This is a genomic window from Flavobacterium sp., assembly GCF_044361065.1.
GTDB lineage: Bacteria > Bacteroidota > Bacteroidia > Flavobacteriales > Flavobacteriaceae > Flavobacterium.
This window is the reverse complement of the sequence record NZ_JBIKJI010000146.1, coordinates 1-5,320: the sequence shown is the minus strand read 5'-3', so window position 1 is coordinate 5,320 and position 5,320 is coordinate 1. Positions and strand designations below refer to the sequence as shown.

Below are 5,320 nucleotides of genomic sequence, written 5' to 3'. Positions count from 1 at the left end.
GGGGATATTTAATTCTTCCACCACTAAAGGTTTAAAATTCAAAACCACATCTACTCGCCGGTTTTTAGCTCTGGCCTCGGGAATATCTTCTTCTAAATCTTCATCAATAAGAACCTTGCCTTTTCCTTCAATTTTTACAATAATTTTATATTTCACTCCTTTTTTTACCAACATATTTTTAACACTATTGGCGCGGTCTTGAGACAATTTGTAGTTGTAATTTATTTTACCAACATCGTCGCAATAGCCATAAATAGAAACACTTTGAAGTCGTGTGGTATCAATCAAACTTAAAAAATAAACTACCGCTTCCGATTGTAAAGGTTTTATTTCACGCACATCGGTATCAAAATAAATAGAATGCACGGTTTCTTCTTGTGAAAACCCAAGAAAAGAAGCAACTAAAAATAGAAATACGACTATTTTCTTCATTTTATTTTTTTAATATTTGTTTGTATTCTGTTGGATTATTTAATATTTGTTGGGCTTTTAGCACATCCGAATATTTAGTAGAAACATAATCGTAAAACGCGTTACGATAGCCGTATCTTAATAATAATTCTTGTAAAAGCAACCGTTTAATTTCTTCTTTGTTTTTATCTAATTCTTTGTCTTTTGTTTTTTCAATGGCGGCTTCCAATTGTTTGATTTCAAGTTGTAAGTCGGCATCAATTTTATCCTTTTTTGCAGCTTCTAATAACGTTTTTAAAGATTTATCTGTGTTGCTATTTATTTCTACTTTTTCTTTCTTTAGAAACGCTTTAAACTCGTTGTATTCAGCTTCTGAGATATTGTTTGCGCTTTTTGCGTTTGGATTTCTGTAATACAATACGTTTGCAAATTCAAAAACAGCATCTGAGTTCGCAATACTTAAACTGATGGCGCTTTTTTTCATATCTGCAATTTCTACATCTGGCAACACACCACCGCCATCGTAAACGGTTCTTCCGCCTTTGGTTTTAAAGGCGTTATATTCTTTTTCTGCTGTTTTTATGGCTTTACCATTGGCGTCTTTTTTACTGTAATCAGTAGCTTGTATACAACGACCAGAAGGTGTATAATATTTTGAAATAGTAACTTTTACCTGTGTGCCATACGTTAAATTAAATGGGCGTTGTACCAATCCTTTTCCAAAACTTCTATTTCCTACAATGACTGCACGGTCTAAATCTTGCAATGCGCCCGAAACAATTTCTGAAGCAGAAGCACTTCGGTCATTTACAATAATTGCTAATGGAATTTCAGTATCAACGGGTTCGTTTTTCGTTTTATAAATATGATTATGCGTTTTGTTTTGCGATTTTGTTGTGGTAATAATTTCTTCTTTTGGCACAAATAAATTACAAATATTAACCGCTTCGTGAAGTAACCCGCCAGGATTGTCTCGTAAATCTAAAATAATTTTTGTAGCGCCCTGTTCTTTTAAAGCCAATAAAGCCGCTTTTGTTTCTGCAGAAGCTTTTTCGTTAAATTTTTGAAGCACGATATATCCTGTTTTGTCGCTTAATAATTTGTAATACGGAACGGCTTTTATTTCTACTTCATCTAAAATAATTTGTCCTTTTTTTTCTATTCCTTGACGGAAATATACAATGTCAATTTTAGTGTTTTTAGCACCTTTAAGCAACTGAGAAGCATCTTCTTTAAAATCTTTAAGCGACACATCTCCAATTTGGGTAATCACATCACCAGCTTTAAAACCACCTTTGTCAGCCGGCATATTTTCGTATACTTCTTTTAAGATTATTTTATCATCTTTTCGTGTTATAATGGCGCCAATTCCGGTATATTCTCCCGTATTATTTATTTTAAATTTAAGCACATCTTGCTCATCAAAGTAAACGGTATACGGATCCAATTCGCTTAGCATACTTTTTATAGCCACATCCATTAAGTTGCCTGGATTGGTTTCGTCTACATAATTTTGATTGACAATTTTGTACAGATTCGTAAAAATTTCAATTTGTTTGGCTAAGGCAAAAAAATCGTTTTGAAAACTTACGGCCACAAATAAAAATCCCGCTACAAGCGTGGGAATAAGTACCTTTTTTTTGTTTAAAAAACTCATAATTTATGGAATAATATTTTTACTAATTTAATTAAAATCTTTGAAAACAAGCGTTTGTTTTTAATTTACTTTATGGTTTCACTAAATTTTTGAAACAATTGTATGGTTTTTTCTTCAATTTCTTGATACGATAACTTTTCTTTGGTTTGATAAAAAAACATAAAAGCATAAGGCTTTTGAAGGTTATCTTTCAATAGGTTTTGATTTAATCGATAACATTCTCTAAGTACTCTTTTAAAATAATTTCGGTCAACCGCTCTTTTAAAATATTTTTTAGAAACGGAAACGCCCAATAGTACTTTTTCCAAATTGTTTTCATCCGTATTTTCTACAAAAACCAGCCGTAACGGATATTTAGATATCGATTTTCCTTCAGAAAACAAACGTTCAATTGTTTTATGGCTTTTTAGTTTTTCGTTATTTGGATAAGAAAATTGCATAAGGCAAATGTATAAAAAAGGAAACGGTATAAAAAGAAAAACCTGTCATTCTAAATGTAGTTCAGAATTTCAGGTTTTTCTTTTTTTAAAAACTGAAACAAGTCCAGATGAATAAAATCAAGTTTCTTGTTACCAAATTTTTACTCTTTTTTCTGGAGCAATATACATTTTGTCGCCGGCTTTTATATTAAATGCTTTGTAAAAAGATTCAATATTTTGAAGCGGCACATAGGCTCTGTATTGTCCTGGCGAGTGTGTATCTGTTTTTACTTGATTTTTAATGGCTTCATCACGCATTTTACTTCTCCAAATGGTAGACCAAGAAAGGAAAAAACGTTGTTCAGGTGTAAAACCATCAATTAATCCAGGGTTTCCTTTTTCTTTCAGATAAATTTGCAATCCGTCATACGCTGCGTTTACGCCTCCTAAATCGCCAATATTTTCACCTAATGTAAATTTACCATCTACATAAATTCCTGGCAAGGGTTGTAATGCAGAATACTGATCCGCTAAAGCCGTTCCTAACGTGGTAAATTGTTTTAAATCTTCATCGCTCCACCAGTTAATTAAGTTTCCTTCTGCGTTATATCTTGAACCTGAATCGTCAAATCCGTGTGAAATTTCGTGGCCAATTACACCACCAATTCCACCATAGTTTACGGCTTCATCTGCTCTATAATCGTAAAAAGGCGGTTGTAGTATAGCGGCAGGGAACACAATTTCGTTATTGGTTGGGCTATAATAAGCGTTTACCGTTTGTGGCGACATCCCCCATTCTTCTTTATTGACTGGTTTTCCAAGTTTTGAAACATTTTCTTTGGTACTCCAACGGCTGATGGCCAAAGAATTTTCGTGAAGTGTTCCGCCTTGTTCAGGGCTTTTTATTTGTAAAGCACTATAATCTTTCCAAGTGTCAGGATATCCAATTTTTACTCTAAATTTTTTAAGTTTTACAATAGCATTTGCTCGTGTTGCAGGTGTCATCCAAGGTAAATTATTGATACGATTTTCGTACGCTTTAAATACATTAGCAATCATTGCTTCTGCTTTTGTTTTCGCTGCAGCGGGAAATTTTTTCTCAATATATAATTTTCCTAAAGCTTCACCCAAAACACCGTTTACAGTTGCTAACGCTCTTTCCGTAGCAGGTCTTTGTTTTACAGCTCCGGATAAGGTTTTGCTGTAAAAATCCCAATCTGTTTTTTCAATTTCGGTGGTTAATTCGTCAGCATTTGAACGTAAAAGTGTCCAAGTCATATACGCTTTCCAATCGTCTACTTTATTTTCTTTTAAAATAGCATCTAATTTGGTTAAGTATTTTGGTTGCGAAACTACTACAGAATCCAATTTAGCAAACCCAGATTTTTCAAAATAAGTCGCCCAATTGTTGGTTGGCGCTATTTTTTGCAAATCAGCAACCGACATCGGATTGTATGTTTTACGACGGTCACGTCTTTCTACTCGGTCTAAAGTTGGTTCAGATAAAGAGATTTCGAAAGCCAAAACCCTTGCTGCTTTTTCAGCGGCTGTTTTCGCATCCATACCTAAATAGCCAAACATTTTAGCAATGTGTAACACGTACTTTTCTCTTTTTTCTTTCGTGTCAGGCTTGTCAGACATATAATAGTCTTTATCAGGTAAACCTAAACTTCCAGTTCCTACATAAACTACATTTTTGTTGCTGTTTTTAGCATCGGCACCTACAAACGCACCAAAAAACCCTAAACCAGCATCGGCTTTGGTTTCAACTAAAAGATTCATTAAATCAGTGCTATTTTTTACCGCATTTATTTTTTCTAAATAAGGTTGAATAGGCGTGATACCTAATTTATTTCTAGAAACCGTATCTAAAATCGATTTGTATAAATTTACGGCTTTTGCTTGATCCGATTTTGGGTCTAAGTTTTTATTTGCAACGGCTTCGTTTAAAATAGCCATTACATCATCATCCGTATTTTTTCTTAATTCATCAAAACTTCCCCAACGGGTTCTGTCGGCTGGGATTTCGGTTTTATCCAACCAAGTTCCGTTTACATATCTAAAAAAATCTTCGTTTGGCGTTACAGAAGTATCCATAAACTCGGTACGAATTCCGACTTTTTCTGATTTTGCCGCTAGGGCATCACCAGATAAGCCGTCTTTTCCTGGTTGTCCATCTTTTCCAATTGTGACAGAGCAACTTTGAAAAAACACAACTAAGGCAATTGCTACACTAGCTTGTATGGTTTTGTTTTTCATTTTATAATTTTTTAAAAGGTTGGTTTTTATTGTTATGTGAATTACAAATCTATTAAAAAAACTAGAATTATTTTAAAATTGAACCTTTAAATACATTCTGTATAATTAAAAATAGTGTTATTTTTGTAAAAAAATAGCCTTCAAATGTTCAAATATAAAAAACTATCTGTCTTTTTTGTGGGGTTGCTACTTTTGATTTTTATAGCCATTTATTCGTTATTAAACCAAAAAACGCTTCCCGTAATTACACCTCGAGACGTAAATCCGGAATTGGTAGATTCATTGGTGCAACATATTGGTTACAAACATAAAATAGCGCCATTTGCGTTTACCAATCAAAACGGGAAAAAGATTACAAATAAAGACTATGAAGGCAAAATTTATGTAGCGGATTTCTTTTTTACTACTTGCCAAACTATTTGTCCAAAAATGACCGATAATATGGTTTGGTTGCAAAACAAAATCAAAGACAATCCGAAAGTGAAACTGCTTTCTCATTCTGTTTTTCCTGATGAAGACACGGTTGAGGTATTGAAAAAATACGCCAAAGAAAAAGGAGTTATAGACGAAAAAT

At 33.3% G+C, this 5,320-nt stretch carries 5 protein-coding genes; 1 reads left to right on the top strand and 4 read right to left on the bottom strand.

Features of this window, described 5'->3' with window-relative positions:
* The 4 genes from ACIQ11_RS08645 to ACIQ11_RS08630 form a co-directional block, all read right to left on the bottom strand.
* Positions 1 to 432, bottom strand: a 432-nt coding sequence (locus ACIQ11_RS08645) for an OmpA family protein (protein WP_396154249.1), incomplete at its 3' end; no start/stop codon positions are given.
* A gap of 1 nt (position 433) precedes the next feature.
* Positions 434 to 2,068, bottom strand: a complete 1,635-nt coding sequence (locus ACIQ11_RS08640; RefSeq protein WP_396154248.1) for a S41 family peptidase — start codon at positions 2,066 to 2,068, stop codon at positions 434 to 436.
* A 65-nt stretch (positions 2,069 to 2,133) separates the two neighbouring features.
* Positions 2,134 to 2,508 (bottom strand): ribonuclease P protein component, encoded by a 375-nt coding sequence (gene rnpA / locus ACIQ11_RS08635; RefSeq protein ID WP_396154247.1) that lies wholly within the window; start codon positions 2,506 to 2,508, stop codon positions 2,134 to 2,136.
* A gap of 129 nt (positions 2,509 to 2,637) precedes the next feature.
* Positions 2,638 to 4,746: a M13 family metallopeptidase gene (locus ACIQ11_RS08630; RefSeq protein ID WP_396154246.1), complete on the bottom strand. Its 2,109-nt coding sequence runs from the start codon at positions 4,744 to 4,746 to the stop codon at positions 2,638 to 2,640.
* 144 nt (positions 4,747 to 4,890) lie between these two features.
* Here ACIQ11_RS08630 and ACIQ11_RS08625 point away from each other — a divergent pair.
* On the top strand, positions 4,891 to 5,320 hold a 430-nt coding region (locus ACIQ11_RS08625), incomplete at its 3' end, for an SCO family protein (RefSeq protein WP_396154245.1).

Bases quoted from the DNA above. Each gene is read 5' to 3' on its own strand.
- ACIQ11_RS08640 (WP_396154248.1), bottom strand. From the start codon at position 2,068: ATGAGTTTTTTAAACAAAAAAAAGGTACTTATTCCCACGCTTGTAGCG.
- ACIQ11_RS08630 (WP_396154246.1), bottom strand. From the start codon at position 4,746: ATGAAAAACAAAACCATACAAGCTAGTGTAGCAATTGCCTTAGTTGTG.
- rnpA (WP_396154247.1), bottom strand. From the start codon at position 2,508: ATGCAATTTTCTTATCCAAATAACGAAAAACTAAAAAGCCATAAAACA.